Genomic DNA, 18,884 nt, shown 5'->3' with positions numbered 1-18,884 from the left:
TCGTCATAGAGCTAGTTCTGCCGAACTGACAGGTTGTCCCTTGTCGGGCTGTTACCACCGTGGTCGGATTGTGACACGAGCCACAATCGACGATTTTGGTCAGACTCCAGGAGCGCACATGAATCATCCGGCACACACCGATGAGTATTTTCTCGGACTTGCGATCGAACAGGCGAAGATCGGTTGGGAGGAGGGCGGCGTGCCGATCGGCGCGGCGCTGATTCACCGCGGCGAGGTTCTCGCAGTCGGACGTAACCGTCGGGTCCAGATGAACAGCGCCATCCGTCATGGAGAGACCGACTGCATCGAGCGCGCCGGACGACTGCCGGCCTCGGTGTATCGCGAGTGTGTCCTCTACACGACTTTGTCGCCGTGCTTCATGTGCGCCGGAACGGCGCGCCTGTACGAGATCCCGCGAATCGTGGTCGGCGAAAATCGTTCCTTCGAGGCATCGGAGGAATGGTTGCGCAGCAGCGGAATTCAGGTCGACGTCGTCGACGACGCGGAGTGTGTGGCACTGATGGACCGCATGCTGGCCGAGCGCCCGAGCCTGTGGCTCGAAGACATCGGCGAAGTTGTATGAGCAGCGCCGTCGAACCTGCCACGGTCGCAGGCGATTCGGAGAGCCCAGGCCACCCGGTCGATCCTGACTATCCCGTCACTCCGGTTCCGCTTCATGCACGAAAGCCGTTCTTCTCGCTCGCGGTGGTGTTGTTGGGGTTCACCATCTTCACGCCGACGATGTTGGCCGGAGCAGCGCTCGGTACCGCGTTCTCGTTCTGGAAACTGATGGTGGTGATCGCCGCCGGATCCGCCATCTTGGGAGTCTACGTCGCCATGATGGGGTTCGTCGGAGCCCGAACCGGACTGACTACAGTTGTGATGGCGCGCTACAGTTTCGGCACTCGCGGGTCCAAGCTCGCTTCGATCCTGCTGGGCGGTACTCAGATCGGCTGGTACGGAGTCATCATCGGCACGATCGGTGATCTCACCGCGCAGGCATTGGGCTGGGAGTCCTATCTCGCGCGGGCGTCGGTGATGATCGCGGCGAGCATCTTGATGTGCGTCACCGCCTGCTACGGCTACCGCGGAATGTATTGGGTCTCGCTCGTCTCGACGCCCTTGATCCTGGCGTTGGCCTGCTGGGTCGTATTCCGGTCCCTCGAGGAAGTCGGTGGGTTCTCCGGCCTGGTCTCGGTTCAACCGCAGACGACCATGACGATCGCGCTCGCAATCACCACTGTGGTCGGCACGTTTGTATCGGCGGGAACGCAAGCGCCCAACTGGACCAGGTTTGCCCGTTCCGGATCACAAGCGGTGTGGGCCTGCGTTATCGGGTTCCTCCTCGGAAACGGATTGATGATCCTGTTCGGTGCCATCGGAGCTATCACGTTCCACGAGGGTGACTTCGTGTTGATCCTCTACAACCTCGGGCTTGTCGGCTGGGGCCTGGTCTTGCTGTTCGGAAACCTCTGGAAGAGCAACGCAGACACCGCATACGCATTCGGAGTGGCCGGTGCCGAACTGTTCAGAAAGCCCCGCAAGACCCCGTTCGTCATCGGTGGATGTGTGATCGGCACGGCGCTCGCTCTGACCGGTGTGCACAACCATCTGGTCGACTACCTGAGCCTGCTCGGAACTTTCATCCCGCCATTGGGCGGCGTGATCATCGCTGACTTCCTGTGCCGGTGGCGGCGAGGCATCCCCGAGGGGTACACCCCGCAGCCGGTCCACTGGCGAAACCTGGCCGTCTATGCCGTCGCAGCGTTCCTCGCTTGGCTTTCCGGTGAGTTCGAGGTGGGAATCCCGCCGCTGATCGGAATCGTGGTAGCCATTGCACTGACGATGTTCCTGCACAAGGCGTTTGGCAACAGATCGGCAGATCGGGAGGTCTCGACCTCCACCGTCTGAATCACGCTTCAGGCACCAGCGAGCCCCCGGCGGTATCGACCGCGCCGGGGGCTCGCGCACTTGATGGAAAGGGCAGACGCTTCCGTCTCAACCGTCATCGCAGAACAGGCAGGTACGGTGCCTCGATACCCTGCTCTTCGAACGCAGTCAGAGCCGAGCGCGCAAATGCGCGCTGGACTGCCCATTGGCGCCCAGGCTTGACCTGCGCCGTCACTCGAATGGTAATTGCCTCGGCAGTAACCGAATTGACTCCCAGCATCTCCGGCTTGTCGATCATGTCCGCCCTGATCGGTTCGGACTCTGCCGCCTCGAGGACAGCTCGCGTCGCCACCTCACACGCTTTGTGCACGTTCGCATTGTGGGCGATCGGGAGATCGAGAACTGCAGTGGCGTAACCCTGACTCATGTTGCCCACTCGCAGGATTTCGCCGTTGCGGCAGTACCACAAGGTGCCGTTCACATCTCGAATCGTGGTGACGCGCAGGCCCACTGTTTCGACGGTGCCGACCGCGTCGCCGAGATCGACGACGTCGCCGACACCGTACTGATCCTCGAGCAACATGAAGATGCCGGAGAGGAAGTCACGCACCAGGTTTTGTGCACCGAAACCGATGGCAAGGCCGATGACGCCGGCGGATGCGATGAACGGCGCGACGTTGATCCCGAGGATGCCGAGAATCTGCAGCACACACCAGACCAGGATGACGATGGACACCGTCGATTTGAGTACCGAACCGATGGTCCGGGCTCGCTGCGATCTGCGCTCGTTCACCTTGGCGTTCGGAGACTTGCGAGGCTTCGACATTCGATCGATCCCGCGGTGCAGTGCGAAGCGCAGAACGACTGCGAGCGCCACGTAGATCGCGATCTCGACGGGTCGGTGAATCAACCAGTCTCGGTTGGTATCGGTCAGTTCCCATGCTTGTATTTCGGAAATCATCTCCATGCAGTCTACGGATTCGGGCCGATCCGGGCATCGGTGCAGGGCAGACGGTCCAAAGCCGAACAGGCAGCTAGGCTTACGTCATGGCTGCGTTCACTGGCATACCCGTTGCTGCACTCGATTTCTACGAAGACCTGGAAGCCGACAACAGCAAGACCTGGTGGGCAGCGCACAAGGAGACGTACGACGAAGTGGTTCGTCGTCCGATGGCGTCGTTGACCGCGGCGTTGGAGGACGAATTCGGCACGGCCAAGCTCTTTCGGCCGTATCGTGACGTTCGATTCTCGAAGGACAAGATCCCGTACAAGACGCACCAGGGAGCGTTCGTCGGTCTCGCCGAGAGCTGTGGCTACTACGTGCAGATCGACGCGGCAGGGTTGATGGTGGCCGGTGGTTTCTACGCCAGCAGTTCGGAGACCATCGCGCGTTATCGTGCGGCTGTCGACGACGACGTTCGAGGGCCGGAGCTCGAGAAGATCCTGGCCTCCGTCGAGAAGGCCGGATTCACGATCGGCGGCGACAAGCTCAAGACGGCGCCTCGCGGATACACGGTCGATCACCCGCGGATCGAATTGCTGCGTCACAAGTCGCTGACTGCTGGTCGTAGTTACCCAAGCCCGTCGTGGCTAGACAGCGCCAGGACATTGAAGGAAGTTCGCACAGCGTGGCGCGCACTGACGCCTTTGGTCGAATGGTCCGGACAGGTGCTCGGACCGAACTGACCGTCCGACAGAAAAGTGTGACGTAGCCGTAGGAGAGTTCACCTCGAGTTCATCAAAACTCGAGACGCCTGGGGCTAGCGTGGTGTGTGTAACCGAAAGTTTCGGCCCCGCTTCGAGTCGCAGCGCCGCAGTTCGAAGCCATTTTCTCTCGATCGACATCGTGAACAACCCGTGTCAGTGGAGACCATCATGGCTATGTTTCTCGCTCTCGTCCTGATCATCTCGGTCCTCGGAATCGTCGGCACCTACCTCGCGTTCAGTGCGGTCTACTTCGTCGAGATGCGCAAACTCGACAAGTAAGGGGTGCGAATTGGCCTGATTCGACTATTTCTGGGCCGATCGCGACGACCCTCCCTGCGTACGCTGTTAGGGCATCCTTATCCGCTCGCAACAGTGGATGATTCATTTCTTTTGGAGGTTCGACACGCATGCCCGCTCAATCCACGCTCTTGCTTCCCGAGGGCTACTCCGACAACCGCCTCGTTTCGGACCTCACACGTCGGCAGTTCGGCTTCGGTGCCGGAATCGCCGGGCTGGGCGCGTTCCTGGCGGCCTGCGGTGACAGCGGGAGCAGTTCGGGTGAAACCGAAATGCGTTCTGTGACGACACCTCTCGGAACGTACGACATTCCTGTCAATCCGAAGAGGGTTGTCGCGATCGACTCGCGGCTCGATCTGGAACCTGCTGTAGCGCTGGAACTTCCGCTCGTCGGCTACACGTACGCCCAGGCGACACCGTGGGTGCCTATCGATTCGTCGGTACCGTTCCTGTCGGAGATCCCCAACCGCGAGCAGATCTTGGCGCTCGAGCCCGACCTGATCGTGTGCCTGAACTACGAGAGCGAGTGGTGGCCGGTGGCCGAGATGTCCACCATCGCACCGGTTCTGACGACAGAGTTCACCGACGACTGGCGCACAAACCTCTCGCGGTTGTCGGGCTGGCTCGGTCGAACGGCCACACTCGATCGATTGACGCTCGACTACGACAATCTGATTTCCGACATCCGCAGTCGTCATGCCGAGAAGATTGCGTCCAAGACCGTCGCCAGTGTCTCGTTCATGCCGGACACGAACACGCTGTACGTCACGAGCATCCGTACCTCCGAGAAGGGCGACAAGCCCAGCGACATGACGCTCGGCGACATCGGTGGCAAAACCGCCACCTCGGAGGGGCTCGATCCCGAGGGCGGCGTCAGCCTCGAAGGCCTCGACGTGCTGGCCGGCGTCGACGGCTTCATGATCACCGAGAACGAGGACAGTGCGGCGTACCAGGCATTGGTGGCGAGCAAGCTGTGGCAGCGACTCCCGGCAGTGCAGGCGGGCAACGTCACCAGTCTGGGTGGCTCTACGTTCTACGGTTCGATCTACACGATTTCGTACGTGGCACAGGGTTGGGATGCCCTGTACAACAAGATCAGCTGAAGCCTCTGCCGACCGGACCGATGAGTTTCGGTAGCGCGGGCGGTCTAATCAGGTAGGCATTGACCAGACCTGAGGAGATCGACGTGCAAACAGAGCAATCCCCTGCGGTAGTGCAATCCCGCGACGGTACGACCATCGCATACGAACGCTCCGGTGCCGGACCAGCAGTGGTCCTGGTCGCCGGAGCGTTCTGCGACCGCGGATGGTTCGATTCCCTGGCTGCAGAGTTGGCGGCGGACTTCACGGTGTATTCGTACGACAGGCGCGGACGCGGGGACAGCGGTGACAGTCGCGCGTTCTCGATCGACGCCGAGGTGGAGGACTTGCGGGCGGTCGTCGCTGCCACCGGTGAAACACCGCTCGTTTACGGATTGTCGTCGGGTGCCGCGCTGGCTTTGGAGGCCGCTGCGCAGGCCGTTCCGATGCGTAAGCTCGCCGTCTACGAGGCGCCGTACATGGACGACGACCAGCGTGACGAGACTGCCCAAAGTGACCTGGAGCGATTGATTGCGGGCGGCGACAGGGAAGGTGCTGTGACGCGTTTTCTGGATCTGACCGGTGCATCCGCGGAGATGGTCGACGAGATCAAGCGGAGTGCCGATTGGCCCGACATGTGCGCCATCGCGCACACCTTGCCTTACGACGTCGCGGTGTGTGATCACGGCTGTCAGTCGCTCGACTGGCTTGCCTCCATTACCGTCCCTACATTGGTCATGTACGGCGGTGACAGTGGTCAATGGGCACCTGCCTCGGCGACGAGAATCGCTGCAAAAGTCTCGGGGACAAAGACTTTGGAGATCCCCGGTCAGGGTCACGGCGTTGCCGACGACGCTATTGTCCCGGCTCTGCGTGAGTTCTTTTCCGGCTAATCGCTGTGCGGCGAAAACGATCGTCAACCTAGGGTTGACGTTTTCGATTGCGTCAACCTATGGTTGACGCATGAGCAAGCCAGTGGAAATGACCAACAAGGTTCGACTCGACGACCTCATCGACGCGATCAAGAAGGTGCACACCGATGCTCTCGACCAACTCTCCGACGCCGTGATTGCCGCTGATCATCTCGGTGAAGTTGCAGATCACCTGATCGGTCACTTCGTCGACCAGGCGCGCAGGTCGGGAGCGTCGTGGACGGAGATCGGCGCGAGCATGGGTGTCTCGAAGCAGGCTGCGCAGAAGCGTTTTGTTCCCAAGGCGCCGAGTGATCAGAAGCCGATGGATCCGAACGAAGGGTTCAACCGGTTCACTCCCCGGGCGAAGAACGTCGTCATGGCCTCGCAGAACGAAGCCCGCGCCGCCGGTAACGCAGAGATCCAGCCGGAGCACCTGCTCCTGGGGCTCGTCGAGGAGCCTGCCGGGTTGGCTGCGAAGGCGATAGTGGCGCAAGGGGTGGAGCTCGGATCCGTCCGAGCTGCAGTGGCCGGTGTACTACCGACTCCGACTTCCGAACTACCAGAACTCATTCCGTACGACGCTCGTGCGCGCAAGGTCCTGGAACTGACGTTCCGTGAGGCTCTTCGCCTGGGCCACAACTACATCGGAACCGAGCACATCCTGCTCGCGCTGCTCGAACTCGAAGACGGATCAGGTGTTCTGGCTGATCTCGGAATCTCGAAGTCGGTGGCGGAGTCGAACATCGTTGGAGCGTTGGCCGTCATTCAGGATCAGTGATTCAGAGGTGAATCCGATGCAGAAGAGGGCCGCACCCTTGCGGGTGCGGCCCTCTTCTTGTGTCACTGATCAGACAGCGCGCACATTGGTGGCCTGAGGACCCTTCTGGCCCTGGCCAACCTCGAACTCCACACGCTGGTTCTCGTCGAGCGACTTGTAGCCGTTGCCCGAGATTTCAGAGTAATGAACGAACACGTCCGGTGTTCCGTCGTCGGGAGCGATGAAACCAAAGCCCTTTTCGCCGTTGAACCACTTCACGATGCCCTGTGCCATACCGATACTCCCTACAAACTCGATCCGGGCCCTCACATCGAAGTCCCGATCTCGATATGTCTATCCTCCCACGCCGCGCAAGTCGAACGGTGGGCGACGTGCAAAAGACGGTAATTCGGAAGCTTTCGAGGAGGGAATGGCAACTGATCTTCGACTGATTTTCGACGCTGGAGCGACCCGATCGCCGAAGGCAGGGACTGGTGGCTCGCCCAACTGCCTGCGGTGATAGATCAGCGGGAATGTACTTGTCCGCTCGAGAACGGTCCATTTTTATCGCTCCGATCTCTCGGAATCGCAAACGTAGGAACCCTATGGAAGATGAGGGTGGGCTAACCTCTCTTTCGCTGTGCCCTCGGCGCGCGCAGCAGTCGCCGAGAAGGAGAGTGCATACATGTACGGAACGATTTGTGAATGCACGACGTCTGAACTTGTGGACCAGCTCAGTCGCCGTGGGTTCTTCGGGGTCGGCGCAGTGGCAGCGGCCGCCATCCTTGCGGGGTGTTCGACTACATCAGATGCTTCTGATGCCGGCGAACAACGTGAGGTGATCAATGCGCTCGGAACCACCACGATCTCGGGAAAGCCGGAAAGGATCGTTGTTGCCAGCGACTTCACGGATCTGGAATTCCTGCTCTCGCTCGGTGTTCACCCAGTCGCTTACGGCAATACGGGTGCGTGGGACCGCGGTGCACTGCCTTGGCAGAGCACCGCTGGAATAGCCGACCTCGAAAGCTTCGGCACCACAGGCGAAATCAACCCGGAAATCATCGCGCGCTACTCGCCGGACCTCATCATCGGAATGAAGACTTATCTCGAACCGGCAGCCGAGAGGCTCAGTCAGATCGCGCCGGTCGTCGCGCTGGACTGGACCACGTCGTGGCGTGACGGCGTTGCCACGGTCGGGCAGGCCGCTTTTGTCGACGAGGCTGCTGCTGCAGCGATCGCCCGGACCGACGCTCTGATCTCCGACACCGCAGCTTCCCTGAACGGCTTGGGTGGCAAGACGATCATGATCGGCTCGATGTACGGCGATCAGTTGTATGTGCAGGGGGATGCCAGTGCGCCCGGGGTTCTGCTGCGCGAACTCGGACTCGACTATCGCGGATACAACGCCGAGCAGATGACTGCGCTGTCGATGGAGCAGGCGGAGGTACTCGCACCCGCAGACATTTTGCTCAGCCTCGCTTCTGATCAGGAAGCGACGACGAGGTTGGAGAACTTCGCAGTTTTCCAGAACCTCCCCGCGGTGAAGGCGCGAGCCTATGCGCCGGTCGAACTTCTGCTCTCGAATGCCTTTGTCGACAATTTCGGTCCACTGAGCGCGCCGTACGCCTTGCCGCAGCTCGCCGAGGTCTTGACTGGGCTTGCGGCGGGCCAGGGAAAACAACTCCCCTGACCTCGCTTCCGAGCGTACGGACCCTGCGTCGGCCTAGCATCGAAACATGGTGGACATAGATCTGACGGGCCGCGCCGCAGTAGTCGGCGGATCACAACCGCTGCGAGCGATACTCGAAACCCCCACTACCCCCGGCCCGTGGCCGGGGGTAGTGATGATTCACGAGGCCTTCGGGCTCGAGGAGGTGATGCAGCGGCAAGCCAAGCGGCTGGCCGCTGCGGGGTTTTTGACGCTTGCTGTCGACCTCTACAGCGCGGGTGGGGCGAAGCGGTGCCTCGTGCCCACTATGACGTCGATGCTTCGAGGACACGGCAAGGCGTTCACCGACATCGAAGTCGCTCGCAGTTGGCTGGTGGAATCCACGGACTGCACCGGAAAGATCGGGGTCATCGGATTCTGTATGGGCGGCGGCTTCGCGATGGTCAGCGCCGGAGATTTCGACGCTGCCTCGGTCAATTACGGTCAGCTTCCACGCAAACTCGATGAGGCCGTGGTGGATGCGTGCCCGATCGTCGGGAGTTTCGGAGGCAAGGACTTTTCGCTCCGGGGCGCGGCAGCGAAGCTGGAGACGGCGCTCAGCAATGCCGGTATCGAGAACGACGTCAAGGAGTACCCCACCGCCGGCCACGCGTTCCTCAACGACGCGGAGGCCGGACCCAAGGTGCTTCGTCCTTTGGAGCGCATCCTCGGAATCGGTCCCGATCCTGTTGCAGCGCAGGATGCCTGGAAGCGAATCGACTCGTTCTTCGAGCGCCACCTGGCGTGATCAGCGACTGGTTCTCTCACCGCCGTTGACTGCCAATACCTGACCGGTGATCTGCCGGGCACCCGGTGAGGCCAAGAAATGGACGGCTGATGCGATGTCGTCCGGGGTTCCGGCGCGCTTGGTGCTGGTGGATTCGATCAGCATCGCGCGACGCTCGTCCGTCAGAAAGTCCCGGAAGAACTCGGTGTCGGCGATGTAACCGGGGGAGACGATGTTCGCCGTGATGCCTTCTGGGCCCAGTTCGGCGGCCAGATCGACATTCCACGTCGCAACTGCTGCTTTGGCAGCGCCGTACGCTCCAGCTCCCTTGTCGGCGGCAATCGATCCGATGGTGATGACGGCACCGCCACTGGGGATTCGATCTCGAACTGCTGCTGTGGTCAACACTGCCGAGATCAGATTGGAGTCCAGATTGGCCCGCCACCCGGCGGCCAGGGATTCCAGATCTGACGGCGCTTCACGATCGAAGTCCGTGTTACCGCCGGCGCAGTGCACCACGACGTCGATGGTTCCCGGAAGCGAATCCTGCAGCCGCTTCAGGTCTTTCGGGTCGGAGTTGTCACAAGTCAAGGCGTGAACATTATCGCCCAACTCCTCCGCGGTCTTTTCGAGTGGTTCCGTGCGTCGGCCGGTGACAAAAACGGTGTCTCCGTCTCGGGCGAACGCCGCTGCAACTGCGCGCCCGATCCCTGTTCCGCCGCCGGTTACCAGAACTGTGCGTGTCATGCCTACCTCCGTGAGCTACGTTTAGACCTATACGAAGAACGTATCATTTAGAGCTAAACGAGGTGTGCAGTGGTGGGCGACTACAACCCGGACGACGCGGTGGACGCGGTTGCCTTGGCATGGCTTCGCGAAAGGCCGGGCACGCCCGTGGAGGGTATCGGCATCGTCACCAGGCTGTGGATGTGCGCCAAGCTGCTCGGTGAGGATCGCCGACGGGTGCTCGCCTCGGCCGGTGCGGACACCGCGACTCTGGACCTGCTCAGTGTCCTGCGGCGATCCGGCGAGCCGTATCAGTTGACGACTCGCCAGATCACCGAGCAGACCGGAGTCACAGCCGGTGCAATCTCGCAGCGACTCGCGCGCGCGGAGAACGCGGGTCTGGTGGAGAGGTCTTCCGCCGCGGAAGGGTCACGAATAGTGCTCGTGACCCTCACTGCCGCCGGTCACGAACTGGTGGAGCAATTGGTGGACCGAGTCCTCGGCCGTGAAGCCGAACTGACGTCGATTCTCACCGAGCAGCAGCAGGCCGAACTCACCGACCTGCTGCGTGTCTTTCTCGACGGCCTACGCGGCGAACTCGGTGACTCCGGCGTCCCGCACGTCGGGGCTTGATCAGGACAGGCGCTCGAAGACCGCAGTCAGGCCCTGCCCGCCGCCGATGCACATCGTCTCGAGGCCGTAACGCGCTTCGCGACGGTCCATCTCGCGCAACAGGGTGGCCAGGATTCGTCCACCCGTGGCTCCGACCGGATGTCCGAGGGAGATGCCGGAGCCGTTGGGGTTGATGCGTGGGTCGTCGGCCTCGAGATTCCAACTCTGCAGGACTGCAAGGGCTTGTGCCGCAAAGGCTTCGTTGAGTTCGATGACGTCCATGTCCGCCAGGGACAGCCCGAGGCGGCCGAGTGCCTTCTTCGACGCCGGGACGGGGCCGATGCCCATGGTGAGCGGCGGAACGCCCGCAACGCTCCAACTCGCGAGGCGTGCGAGCGGTCGCAGTCCGAGGGTACGAGCTTTGTCGGCGGTGGTGACGATCGCCAGTGCTGCGCCGTCGTTCTGACCGCTGGCATTACCTGCAGTCACGGTGGAGTCGGGGTCGATCTTTGCGCGCATGGGACGAAGGCGCGCAAGCGATTCCATCGAGGTGTCGGCGCGTGGATGCTCGTCGGTGTCGACGAGCAGGGCCTCGCCCTTGCGCTGCGGAACGGATACCGGAACGATTTCTTCGGCGAAGACGCCGTTCTTCTGTGCTGCGACTGCACGCTGATGGGACTGAACCGCGAGTGCATCTTGATCCTCGCGGCTGATGGAGAACTCGGCGCGCAGGTTCTCTGCCGTTTCGATCATTCCGCCGGGAACCGGGAAGTCACGTCCGCCGGCTGTGACGCGGGCGCGCGCGAGACGATCGCTGAGCGCAACTCCTTCACCCTTGACGCCCCAACGCATTCCGGTTGCGTAGAACTCGGCCTGGCTCATCGACTCGGCACCGCCCGCGAGGACCAGGTCACTGCCACCGGACTGAACCTGCATGACGGCCTGGATGACTGCCTGTAATCCCGACCCGCACCGGCGATCCACCTGCATGCCGGGAACATCGATGCCCAGACCCGCGTTGAGCGCCGCGATGCGTCCGATCGCCGGAGCCTCACCGTTCGGCGAAGCCTGGCCGAGAATGACGTCGTCGATCTCCGCGCCGGAAATGCCGGTACGCGTGACGAGTTCGGTGATCAGCGTCGAGGCGAGATCTTCCGGGGCTACGTCACGGAAGACACCGCCGAAGCGGCCGACAGGGGTACGGAGCGGTTCACAGATGACAACGTCAGGCATTGGTTCTTCCTTGGGTCTGCTCGGTCAGCGGGTGGCAGCCGAGTGATTGTTGGACGACTGAGTACGTCCGAGATCGACGGAGATGGCGTCCGCAGTGGCGACTGCGGCCGGAACCAGTTCACCGCGAACAGCTTCGGCGCTGTAGCGGGCGGCTTGGGTGGAGATGTTGACGGCAGCGACCACGTCACCGGTCGCGTCCCGGATGGGTGCGGCGAGCGAGCGCAGACCCTCTTCGAGTTCCTGATCGACAATCGCGAACCCGTCGGCGCGAATCTTCTCGAGTTCGGCACGCAGTCCGTCGGCGGTGGAGATGGTCTTGCCGGTCAGGCGGGCGAAGGACACTCGGGCGAGGTAGGCGTCCAGGGCGTCGTCCGGCAAGCCGGCCAGCAGAACCCTACCCATGGATGTGGCGTACGCGGGAAAGCGCGTGCCGATGGTGATGGACACCGTCATGATGCGGCTGACCGGAACACGAGCCACGTACACGACGTCGTCACCGTCGAGGATCGACACGGACGTGGATTCACGGACCTTGGCGGACAAAGCTTCCAGATGCGGCCCGGCAATCTCGGGGAGAGACAGACTGGACAGGTAGCTGTAGCCGAGTTCGAGGACGCGAGGCGTCAACCAGAACACCGAACCGTCAGTACGTACGTATTCGAGTTCGACGAGCGTGAGTAGGAAGCGGCGAGCAGTCGCACGCGTGAGATCGGTGTGCCGGGCAACCTCGCTGAGGGTGCGACGCGGGTGCTCACCGTCGAAAGCCTTGATGACGGAAAGCCCACGGGCCAGCGACTGCACGTAGTCCGGGGACGGTCCCGGCGCCTGCTCGCTGCTGTTCTCACTCATGTTGTCTCGTTCTCCTCAGGTTCGGCCGAGAGGTCCGCGAGTGCTTGCTTTCCCAGCGCAAAAGCCAAGTTGCTGTTCGGCACACCCGCATAGACCGCGGTATGGAGAAATACTTCCACGAGTTCGTCGGGATCGATCCCGGCACGCAGCGCAGCGCGAATGTGCATGTCGAGTTCGTGTTCGTTGCCGACGGCAGTGAGGATCGCGAGAGTGAGGAGCCTGCGGGTGTGGTGATCGAGGCCGGGGCGCGACCAGATGTCACCCCACGCCGTGCGAGTGATGAAGTCCTGGAAAGGGGCGGTGAACTCGGTGGCACCGGCAATGGAACGGTCGACGTGGGCGTCGCCGAGCACCTGGCGTCGTACGGTCATGCCGGCCGACACCGCGGCGCTACGTTGGGCGAGCGCAGATGTGTGCGAGGCAATATGCGTTGCAAGTAGTTTGGTGACGCGCCCGGCTTGTTCGACGTTGGCCAGGTGTGCGCCCGGATCGACCACGTGCAGTACCGCATCGGCGATGCCGTCGGCGATCGCACCCAACGTCGACGGAGGCGTCGCCGGATCCTGCTCGCCCGCGACGAGGAGCGTCGGAGCAACGATGCGGGCCAGGTCGTTGCGGCCGTCCCACGTCGAAAGCGCCTCGCAGCAGGCGGCATAACCCTCGTCGGGTGTGGCTTCGACCATCGCGACGTGGCGGGCGACAAGCTCCGGATCGTTTTCGGCCAGTCCCGGCGTGAACCAGCGTCCGACGACGGCGGCCGCGATGGACGCGATGCCGTCCGCACGGACAGCCTGCGCACGATCGATCCACGGCTGAGCCGGGGCGAACTGCGAGGACGTGCACATCAACGTCAACGTCTCGACGCGAGTGGGGTGGTGCGCGGCGATCCATTGGCTGACAGCGCCGCCGAGGGAGAGCCCGACGAGATGTACGGACTCGAGTTCGAGCGAATCGAGGAGAGCGATGACATCGCCGGCGAGATCGGCAATTGAGTAGGGGCCCGCAGGCACCGGTGACTTGCCGTGGCCGCGATGGTCGACGGCGATGACGCGGTAGCGATTCGACAGCGCGTGAATCTGCGGCTGCCACATGGACAGATCGGATCCGAGTGAACCCAGGAGAACCACTGCCGGGGCATCGAGATTGCCGGTCTGTTGAAAGTTGAGAACGACGCTCATCGAGATCCTCCTGTGGGGCGTTCGGCGAGGGCGCGGTCGACCAGATCGGTGGCGTGGCCCAGATAGTGTGCGGGGTCGAGTAGTTCGGCGATCTCGGTTTCGCTCAGGTGCTCTGCGATGGCGGGATCACGATCCAATCTGGTTCCGGAAGTGGCTGCCGCGGTGACGATGTCGCGCGCTCGATCAGTGTGTGCGGACAGGGCCTTGGTGACACGCTCGGCGAGAATCAGGCCACCGGTGATGTCGAGATTGCGAGCCATCGACTCGGTGTGTACTTGCAGGCCGGTGAGGCTCACGGAAAGCTGGTGCGCAGCTCCGCCTGCCAGACGCAGGAGATCGGTGACGGTTTCCCATTCGGCGTGCCAGGGGCCTGCGGCGCGAGCGAATTCGTGATCCATGTTCGACAGGGCTGTGGCCACCAGTGCGGGAGCACGTCGCGCTGCCGCGCGGGCGGTGATCGCGGCAACCGGATTCTGCTTGTGCGGCATGGCCGATGAGCCGCCCGGAGCGCTCTCGGCAACCTCGGACAGTTCGGTGGACGCCATGACGGTGATGTCGGTGGCGGGCTTGGAAACGGCGCCGGCGACGATACCGAGTGTGGTCGCGAGTTCTGCGATGGTCACGCGGTCGGTGTGCCAGGGAGTGACCTGCCTGGCCAGGCCGAGTTCGTCGGCCAGCGCGTCGGCGATCCTGAGCCCGTCGGGATACAACGCAGCGAGTGTTCCTGCGGCTCCGCCGAATTGAACCGGCAACGTGGACAGCACGATCTCGAGGCGGATCGCGGCGGCGTCGAGTGCGGTGAACCAACTCGATGCCAGTAGCCCGAAGGTGGTCGGAAGTGCTTGCTGGCCCAGAGTTCTCGCGACCATCGGAGTGGAGCGATGGAGGCGGGCGAGGTGGGCGGCGGAATCGGCGGCGCGGGTCAGGTCGGCCAGAACCACCGCGCCCGCGCGTCGCGTCAACAGCATCAGCGCACAGTCCATGATGTCCTGACTGGTGGCGCCCGGGTGCACCACGGAGGCAGGCACACCTTCCTGTCCGACCCTTTCGCGCAGCATCTTCACCAGCGGAATGACGGGATTTCCGCCGGCGGCCGACGCGCGGCCGAGCGCCACGATGTCCAGACCGCCCGGTTGTGAGAGTTCGGCCGCGGCAGCAGCCACCGCGGCGCAATGTTCCCCGTCCGCCAACCCGACTGTGGCCATCGCACAACTCAGTGCGGCCTCCACGTCGAGCAACGCGGTGACCCACGCCTGGTCGGACAGGTGCTCCGATACACGGGTGGCCCCGAACACCGGGTCGAACAGTGCGCCGCGAGTGGGCATGTGTACTCCTCTTACAGCTCGAAGAAGGGCGTCTCGACGCCGTTCGCGTCCTCGTCCTGAACATAGACCGTCCAGGAGTACCCACCGTCGACCTTGGTTGCAACCAGCTTCGCGCGTTCGGTTTCGCTCAGTGAGGACAGCACCGGATCTGTTGCGTGTGCGTCGGCGTCTTCGGGGAAGTACAAGCGGGTGACCAGGCGGTCGAGCATGCCGCGAGCGAAGACCGACACGTTCACGTGTGGGGCCTCGTCCGCATCCGTTTCAGTGGGCTGCGCACCGGGCTTGACAGTGTGGACCAATGCAGTGCCCGTGGGATCCGCTGCGCTGCGGGCGAATCCGCGAAAACCAGCCGGAGTGAGCTCCACTGCGCCACGGGGATCGTCCGGATGGTTGAAGCGTCCGAGCGTATCGGCCTGCCATGTTTCGATCATCGCGTCGGCGACGGGTGTACGGGCGCCGTCGATCACCGTGATGGCCAGCGTGATTCGTCCGGGGGCATCGGCGGGAGCGGCGTCGGGGCCGTCCGTCCAGGGGAGGCCGATGTGCCAGTACGGCCCGACGGTCTGAGAGGGCGTGACACCGAAGGGGGCGGTGGTGAAGTCGCCGGGGACGACCGGATAAGTGGGTGCGGGCTTCGCGGTGTGATCAGTCATCGTGGTCTTCCTCGTTCTCGAATACGGAGGCGTTACGGCCGCGCAGGACGATGTCGAAGCGGAACCCGAGAGCCCAGTTGGGGACTGTGGCGTCGTAGTCGAAGACGCTGACCATGCGGTGACGTGCTGCTTCGGGTACCGCGTTGTAGATCGGGTCCTGGAAGAACATCGGATCGTCGGGGAAGTACATCTGCGTCACGAGGCGCTGCGTGAATGCCGTGCCGAACAGCGAGAAATGGATGTGTGCCGGTCGCCAGGCGTTGTCGTGGTTCATCCACGGGTAGGCGCCCGGCTTGATCGTGGTGAAGCTGTAGTGGCCGTTCGCGTCGGTGACGCAGCGACCCAGGCCGTTGAAGAACGGATCCAGCGGCGCGGGCCAGTTGTCGCCGGTGTGGCGGTAGCGTCCACCGGCGTTGGCCTGCCACACCTCGAGCAGTGTGTGGGGGACGGGTTTTCCGTCGCCGTCGAGTACGCGGCCGTGAACGACGATGCGCTGTCCCTGTGCTTCGCCGCCGTTGGCAATGGTCAGGTCGTTTTCGCCGGCGCCGACGCGATCCTCGCCGAATACCGGCCCGGTGAGCTCCGTGAGCCGCTGGGGGAGCAGCTTCAGCGGCTGCTTCGGGTGGCGAAGGGAAGTCGTCTTGTAGTCCGCGAAATCGGCCGGGGCGTTGACGCCAGTCGGCCGCTGGTACCTCGGCGGGAGATGCAGCATAGGGAACCTCGTCGTTCGGTTACGTGAAGTTGTTCGCAATGTGTACACGTGTTGCGCTCTGCGAACAGAATAGTTCGTAGATGTGACCCAGGCAATGCCGGGGGCGAGAAATGTTCGTTATGCGGACGGGGATTCACAATACGTACGGGTCGCGCTACTGTGATCGACATGATGGACAAAGTCATTCCCACTGCTGCCGAGGCCGTCGCCGACGTGCCGGACGGCGTCACGATCGCTGTCGGAGGTTTCGGGCTCGTCGGAGTGCCGGAAATCCTCATCGATGCGCTCCTCGAGCAGGGCGCGACATCACTCGAAACGGTGAGCAACAACTGCGGCACCGACGGGTTCGGGCTCGGAGTGCTTCTGGAGAAGGGGCGTATCCGTCGTACTGTCAGCTCGTACGTCGGCTCCAACAAGGAGTTCGCGCGTCAGTACCTTTCCGGTGAGCTGGAAGTCGAACTCACGCCGCAGGGCACGCTCGCCGAGCGCATGCGCGCCGGGGGAGCGGGCATCCCCGCGTTCTTCACCCCGGCCGGCGTCGGCACCCAGGTCGCCGACGGCGGCCTGCCACTGCGTTACGACGGCAGCGGCGGCATCGCAGTTGCCAGTCCGCCCAAGGAAACTCGTGACTTCGACGGCGTCACCTATGTGATGGAGCGCGGCATCGTCGCCGACTATGCACTGGTCCATGCCTGGAAAGGTGACCGGCACGGCAACCTCGTCTACCGCGCGAGTACCCAGAACTTCAATCCGGCTGCAGCAACGTCGGGGCGCATCACCATTGCGCAGGTCGAGCACCTCGTAGAGCCGGGTGAGCTCGACCCCGCCGAGATCCACACGCCGGGCATTCACGTTCAGCGTGTTGTCCACGTCGGCCCCGTGACGGTCGGCATCGAGAATCGGACGGTACGAGCATGACTTCTGTACTACCCACCAAACTCACCCGCGAAGAGATGGCGGCCCGCGTCGCGCGCGAACTCGAGGACGGGCAGTACGTGAACCTCGGCATCGGTATGCCGACGCTGGTTCCGAACTACCTCCCGACCGATATCACCGTTGTATTGCACTCGGAGAACGGCGTTCTGGGCGTGGGGCCGTACCCGACCGAGGACGAACTCGATCCCGAGCTGATCAATGCGGGCAAGGAGACCATCACCGTTCTGCCCGGTGCGTCGTTCTTCGACTCCTCAGCGTCGTTCGGCATGATCCGCGGCGGCCAGGTCGACGTTGCCGTGCTCGGTGCCATGCAGGTCAGTGCCACCGGAGACCTCGCGAACTGGATGATCCCGGGCCACATGGTCAAAGGCATGGGTGGCGCGATGGATCTGGTCCACGGCGCAAAGCGCGTCATCGTGATGATGGAGCACGTCTCGAAGAAGGGTGAGCACAAGATTGTCGAGGAGTGCTCGCTTCCGCTGACCGGTAAGGGCTGCGTCCAGCGAATCATCACCGACATGGCCGTGATCGACGTGACTGACGACGGTCTCCGCCTGGTGGAGACGGCGCCGGGCATCAGTGTCGAGGACGTGGTTGCTGCTACCGGGGCGAAACTGATTCTTTGACAGTCTGTTTCATCTGATGGCTCAGCCGCCGGGTCGTGACTTCCATCCGACCTGGCGGCTGTTTTACGCCCCGACGTCGCTCAGCTCGCTCTCGACCGGAATCCAGAGCTCGAACCGTGCGACGGCGAAATCGTCGTTGTATTCGGTACGCATGATCTCGGGACCAGGTACGGAGCGAAAAGGGTTGGCAGGGAACCATTCCGTGTAGATATCTCGCCACAAATACTGCACAGATTCGATTTCCGACCCGTCGGCGGTGAAGACGGCCCACGTGTGTGCGTCGACCGTCAGCGCATCGAAACCCGTGGGTGAAGGTTTGCCGGTGACCACTCCCAGGTAGTAATCCAGTTCTGTGCCTTCGGTTCTGGGATGCGCCAAATTGTCGACGACACTGACGATTCCCGCCGGGTCCTGATCGGAGAGCTCGCGCAACCCTCGCAACGCAACCTTGTCCACGGAGCGGGTGAAATCTTCGATCGCAGAATTGGGGCCTTCGTGAACCAATGGAACCCGGGTCTTGAACCCGACTACCGTCAGGGCAGGTTTGTCCACAAGCATGTAGTCCATCGGTGTGGCTCCTTCCAGTGTCACGTGAATGACAAGTTTCTGTTGGGATTTGAGAACGGCGGGAGCGCGTGTGACCGCGCCGGGGCTCACGCCGTGAAATGCGGTGAACGCTCGTGTGAAGGCCTCCGCGGACGAGTAGCCGTACTTCACGGCGGTCTCCAACACTCCTGATCTGCTGACGGACAACTCGGCACCGGCCAGGGTGAGTCGACGTCGACGGATGTATTCGGATACGGGAATGCCGGCCAGGGCCGAGAACATCCTCCGAAAGTGATACTCCGAGGTGGTTGCCAGCCTTGCCATCTCGGCTGTCTCGATCTCGCCGCTCAGATTGCTTTCGATGTAGTCGAGCGCGCGGTTCAGTCCGTCGATCATCGTGTCTTCCTGT

Annotated in this window: 21 protein-coding genes; 11 read left to right on the top strand and 10 right to left on the bottom strand. The window is 62.7% G+C overall.

Annotated elements, in window-relative coordinates; genetic code table 11:
- The first annotated feature begins 118 nt into the window (after nucleotides 1-118).
- Both M0639_RS25715 and codB read left to right on the top strand, forming a co-directional pair.
- The gene (locus M0639_RS25715) at nucleotides 119-583 is read left to right on the top strand and encodes a nucleoside deaminase (protein WP_003940577.1); all 465 of its coding nucleotides are present in this window, start codon (nucleotides 119-121) and stop codon (nucleotides 581-583) included.
- Entirely contained in the window at nucleotides 580-1,911 is a 1,332-nt protein-coding gene (codB, locus tag M0639_RS25710; protein ID WP_064073891.1) for a cytosine permease, read from the top strand. The genes M0639_RS25715 and codB overlap by 4 nt, the downstream gene beginning before the upstream one ends.
- Before the next feature lie 94 nt (nucleotides 1,912-2,005).
- Here the strand turns inward: codB and M0639_RS25705 are convergent, their stop codons facing one another.
- Entirely contained in the window at nucleotides 2,006-2,857 is an 852-nt protein-coding gene (locus tag M0639_RS25705) for a mechanosensitive ion channel family protein (protein WP_007729990.1), read from the bottom strand.
- Nucleotides 2,858-2,937: 80 nt separating this feature from the next.
- Between M0639_RS25705 and M0639_RS25700 the strand changes: the two genes are divergently transcribed.
- The 4 genes from M0639_RS25700 (at nucleotide 2,938) to M0639_RS25685 (ending at nucleotide 6,665) form a co-directional block, all read left to right on the top strand.
- On the top strand, nucleotides 2,938-3,576 hold the full coding sequence (locus M0639_RS25700; RefSeq protein WP_003939783.1) for a DUF2461 domain-containing protein: 639 nt from the start codon (nucleotides 2,938-2,940) through the stop codon (nucleotides 3,574-3,576).
- Nucleotides 3,577-4,004: 428 nt separating this feature from the next.
- Nucleotides 4,005-4,997, top strand: coding sequence for an ABC transporter substrate-binding protein (locus M0639_RS25695; RefSeq protein ID WP_007729992.1), 993 nt, complete (start codon nucleotides 4,005-4,007; stop codon nucleotides 4,995-4,997).
- An 83-nt stretch (nucleotides 4,998-5,080) separates the two neighbouring features.
- Nucleotides 5,081-5,866, top strand: coding sequence for an alpha/beta fold hydrolase (locus tag M0639_RS25690; RefSeq protein WP_042447011.1), 786 nt, complete (start codon nucleotides 5,081-5,083; stop codon nucleotides 5,864-5,866).
- A gap of 70 nt (nucleotides 5,867-5,936) precedes the next feature.
- The gene (locus M0639_RS25685; RefSeq protein WP_080552754.1) at nucleotides 5,937-6,665 is read left to right on the top strand and encodes a Clp protease N-terminal domain-containing protein; all 729 of its coding nucleotides are present in this window, start codon (nucleotides 5,937-5,939) and stop codon (nucleotides 6,663-6,665) included.
- 69 nt (nucleotides 6,666-6,734) lie between these two features.
- Here the strand turns inward: M0639_RS25685 and M0639_RS25680 are convergent, their stop codons facing one another.
- Nucleotides 6,735-6,938, bottom strand: a complete 204-nt coding sequence (locus M0639_RS25680; RefSeq protein ID WP_003939930.1) for a cold-shock protein — start codon at nucleotides 6,936-6,938, stop codon at nucleotides 6,735-6,737.
- A gap of 346 nt (nucleotides 6,939-7,284) precedes the next feature.
- Here M0639_RS25680 and M0639_RS25675 point away from each other — a divergent pair, with 346 nt between their 5' ends.
- Nucleotides 7,285-8,334, top strand: a complete 1,050-nt coding sequence (locus M0639_RS25675; protein ID WP_230793265.1) for an ABC transporter substrate-binding protein — start codon at nucleotides 7,285-7,287, stop codon at nucleotides 8,332-8,334.
- A 46-nt stretch (nucleotides 8,335-8,380) separates the two neighbouring features.
- Entirely contained in the window at nucleotides 8,381-9,100 is a 720-nt protein-coding gene (locus M0639_RS25670; RefSeq protein ID WP_042447001.1) for a dienelactone hydrolase family protein, read from the top strand.
- On the opposite strand, the gene M0639_RS25665 is transcribed toward M0639_RS25670, so the two are convergent.
- Complete coding sequence (locus M0639_RS25665) at nucleotides 9,101-9,826, bottom strand: SDR family NAD(P)-dependent oxidoreductase (protein WP_030536548.1); 726 nt, start codon at nucleotides 9,824-9,826, stop codon at nucleotides 9,101-9,103. It lies immediately after the preceding gene.
- 72 nt (nucleotides 9,827-9,898) lie between these two features.
- Here M0639_RS25665 and M0639_RS25660 point away from each other — a divergent pair, with 72 nt between their 5' ends.
- The gene (locus M0639_RS25660) at nucleotides 9,899-10,438 is read left to right on the top strand and encodes a MarR family winged helix-turn-helix transcriptional regulator (RefSeq protein WP_231915051.1); all 540 of its coding nucleotides are present in this window, start codon (nucleotides 9,899-9,901) and stop codon (nucleotides 10,436-10,438) included.
- Here M0639_RS25660 and M0639_RS25655 read toward each other — a convergent pair whose 3' ends face one another.
- From M0639_RS25655 to pcaH, 6 genes are read right to left on the bottom strand one after another with little or no spacing between them, the layout of a single operon-like run.
- Entirely contained in the window at nucleotides 10,439-11,650 is a 1,212-nt protein-coding gene (locus tag M0639_RS25655) for an acetyl-CoA C-acetyltransferase (protein ID WP_064073892.1), read from the bottom strand.
- A gap of 24 nt (nucleotides 11,651-11,674) precedes the next feature.
- Nucleotides 11,675-12,499: an IclR family transcriptional regulator domain-containing protein gene (locus M0639_RS25650; RefSeq protein WP_007730008.1), complete on the bottom strand. Its 825-nt coding sequence runs from the start codon at nucleotides 12,497-12,499 to the stop codon at nucleotides 11,675-11,677.
- A complete protein-coding gene (pcaDC, locus tag M0639_RS25645; RefSeq protein WP_064073893.1) occupies nucleotides 12,496-13,677 on the bottom strand; it encodes a bifunctional 3-oxoadipate enol-lactonase/4-carboxymuconolactone decarboxylase PcaDC in 1,182 nt (393 codons plus the stop codon). Before pcaDC ends, M0639_RS25650 begins: the two co-directional genes overlap by 4 nt.
- Nucleotides 13,674-15,002, bottom strand: coding sequence for a 3-carboxy-cis,cis-muconate cycloisomerase (gene pcaB, locus M0639_RS25640; protein ID WP_050654574.1), 1,329 nt, complete (start codon nucleotides 15,000-15,002; stop codon nucleotides 13,674-13,676). Before pcaB ends, pcaDC begins: the two co-directional genes overlap by 4 nt.
- An 11-nt stretch (nucleotides 15,003-15,013) precedes the next feature.
- Nucleotides 15,014-15,655, bottom strand: a complete 642-nt coding sequence (gene pcaG / locus M0639_RS25635; protein ID WP_042446987.1) for a protocatechuate 3,4-dioxygenase subunit alpha — start codon at nucleotides 15,653-15,655, stop codon at nucleotides 15,014-15,016.
- Nucleotides 15,648-16,367, bottom strand: a complete 720-nt coding sequence (gene pcaH, locus M0639_RS25630) for a protocatechuate 3,4-dioxygenase subunit beta (RefSeq protein ID WP_007730015.1) — start codon at nucleotides 16,365-16,367, stop codon at nucleotides 15,648-15,650. Before pcaH ends, pcaG begins: the two co-directional genes overlap by 8 nt.
- Nucleotides 16,368-16,538: 171 nt before the next feature.
- On the opposite strand from pcaH, the gene M0639_RS25625 reads away from it, so the two are divergent.
- Nucleotides 16,539-17,285 (top strand): CoA transferase subunit A, encoded by a 747-nt coding sequence (locus tag M0639_RS25625; RefSeq protein WP_030536554.1) that lies wholly within the window; start codon nucleotides 16,539-16,541, stop codon nucleotides 17,283-17,285.
- Complete coding sequence (locus M0639_RS25620) at nucleotides 17,282-17,929, top strand: CoA transferase subunit B (RefSeq protein ID WP_007730017.1); 648 nt, start codon at nucleotides 17,282-17,284, stop codon at nucleotides 17,927-17,929. Before M0639_RS25625 ends, M0639_RS25620 begins: the two co-directional genes overlap by 4 nt.
- 63 nt (nucleotides 17,930-17,992) lie before the next feature.
- Here M0639_RS25620 and M0639_RS25615 read toward each other — a convergent pair whose 3' ends face one another.
- Nucleotides 17,993-18,871 (bottom strand): AraC family transcriptional regulator, encoded by an 879-nt coding sequence (locus tag M0639_RS25615; RefSeq protein ID WP_064073894.1) that lies wholly within the window; start codon nucleotides 18,869-18,871, stop codon nucleotides 17,993-17,995.
- Between the last annotated feature and the right edge of the window lie 13 nt (nucleotides 18,872-18,884).

Origin of the sequence: Rhodococcus qingshengii JCM 15477 (genome assembly GCF_023221595.1) — a bacterium.
Classification (GTDB): Bacteria; Actinomycetota; Actinomycetes; order Mycobacteriales; family Mycobacteriaceae; genus Rhodococcus_F; species Rhodococcus_F qingshengii.
Note: the sequence above shows the minus strand (reverse complement) of the source record. Positions and strands in the feature narration are given on the sequence as shown.